Here is a 1,917-nt window from a genome sequence, read left to right as displayed (position 1 = left end):
CGCGGCCGGCGCGGCCGGGAACCGCTACCCGCTGGTCGCCTCCCTGCTGCACCCCACCGGCCGCGTGCTGGACCGCCACCCCGAGGCCAACGCCGTCCTGGCCCCGGGCTGGCCCGGCCTGCGGGGCCCCCGGACGGTCCGCTTCACCGGCGTCACCGCCAAGCTCGCCCTCGACCGCCCGGTGGACGGCGAGCGCACCGTGCTCTCCGCACTGCTGCCGGGCCTGGAGAGCGCCGACCTGCCCGCCATCCAGGCGCGGATCGACCGCTACCGGGACATCGCCGCCGCCGACCTCCCGGAGTTCCGCGGCGTGCGGATGCTGGGCCGGCTGCCGGTCCCGCTCGGCCGGCTGGCCTTCGCCGCCGCGCTGCGCAGCCCCCGGCGCCGCCCCGGCGTCCTGGGCACCGTCGCGGTCAGCTCGCTCGGGCACCGCCCGGTGGACGGCTTCCACGCCAGCGGAGGCACCGCGGTGACGCTGAACGCCGGCCGGGTGCTCGACCGGCCCGTGGTGCGGGACGGCCGGGTCGAGGTGGCCCCGCTGATGCGGCTCGGCCTCACCTTCGACCACCGGGTCATCGACGGCGCCCTCGCCGCCGACGTCCTCGCCGACCTCAAGCAGGCCCTGGAGGGCTTCGAGGACGGCGCGGGCCCGGACCGCCCCGCCGGCGCCGCGGGGACGGCCTGAGCCGCCACCCGCACGGTCCTTCCGGGCGGGGCCGGGCCGGGGCCGCCCCCGGCCCGGCCCGCGCCGACCACCCCGCCCCCGCCCCCGCCCACCGCCCCCCGCCTACCGCCTACCGCCCACCCGAGGACGCACCATGGACCATCTGGCAGAGCTCAAGGAGTTCGCCCGGCTGCACGGACGCGGCCAGGGCCTGACGGAGCAGTACGTCCGGTCCGTACTGTCCCGGATCACCGGGGACGAACCCGGCGACCCCGGCTCCTGGGCGCGGGTGTGGACCGCCGAGGGCGACCGGCTGCGGGCCGGCCGCCCGCTCGACGCCTGCCGGCGCTACGCGCTCGCCCGCTTCCCGTACCACGGCGACGAGGACCGGCTGGAGGCCCAGCGCCGCTGCGTCGACGCCTTCGACACCTGGCGGCGCACCGGCCGCAACGGCATCGAGCGGCTGGAGTTCGAACACCCGGACGGCAACCTGGCGGCCTGGGCGTCCGGCCTGTCGGCCGACCGGCCGCGGCCGCTGCTGCTGATCATGGGAGGCATCGTCAGCGTCAAGGAGCAGTGGGCTCCGACGCTTCCGCTGTTCGCCCGGCTCGGCTTCGCCGCCGTCGCCACCGAACTGCCCGGGGTCGGCGAGAACACGCTTCCCTACCGTGCCGACTCCTGGCGCCTGCTGCCGTACCTGCTGGACCGGCTGGCCGACCGCGCGCGGGTCGCCGAGACGGCGGCGCTCGCCCTCAGCTTCAGCGGGCACCTGGCGCTGCGGGCCGCCGCCGAGGACCCCCGCATCCGCAGCATCCACACCGTCGGGGCGCCCGTCGCCGGGTTCTTCACCGACTCCGCCTGGTGGCCCGAGGTCCCCGGCATCACCGTGGAGACCCTGCGCCGGCTCACCCGGACCGCGGACCGGGACGAACTCCGGGACGTCCTGGCCGACTTCGCGCTCACCCCGGCCCAGCTCGGATCCGTGGACATCCCGGTCGACTACGTGGCCAGTTCCCGCGACGAGATCATCCCGCAGGGCGAGCACCGCCGGCTCGCGCTGCTGGCACCGCGGGCCCGGTTCAAGGTCTTCGACGACGTCCACGGCTCCCCGGGACACGTCGGGGCGATGCGCCGGTGGCTGATCCTCTCCCTGCTGCGCGCCCGCCTGAGCGAGGGGCGGGGGGGGGCGCCGCCGCCGCGCCCCCCCCCGCCGGGCCGGCGGGGGGCCCGAGACGGGCGCCCCCCCCCGGCGG

The 1,917-nt window shown here is 78.1% G+C and carries 2 protein-coding genes; both read left to right on the top strand.

Annotation, left to right across the window (positions count from 1 at the left end; all coding sequences use genetic code 11):
• Positions 1 to 685: 2-oxo acid dehydrogenase subunit E2 (locus tag ACFVHV_RS43720; RefSeq protein WP_380359462.1), on the top strand; the 685-nt coding region annotated here is incomplete at its 5' end.
• 133 nt (positions 686 to 818) lie between these two features.
• Positions 819 to 1,917: alpha/beta fold hydrolase (locus ACFVHV_RS43715; RefSeq protein ID WP_380359459.1), on the top strand; the 1,099-nt coding region annotated here is incomplete at its 3' end.

Source organism: Kitasatospora sp. NPDC127116 (assembly GCF_042677365.1).
Lineage (GTDB): Bacteria > Actinomycetota > Actinomycetes > Streptomycetales > Streptomycetaceae > Kitasatospora > Kitasatospora lactacystinica.
This window is presented reverse-complemented; position numbering and strand designations above follow the sequence as displayed.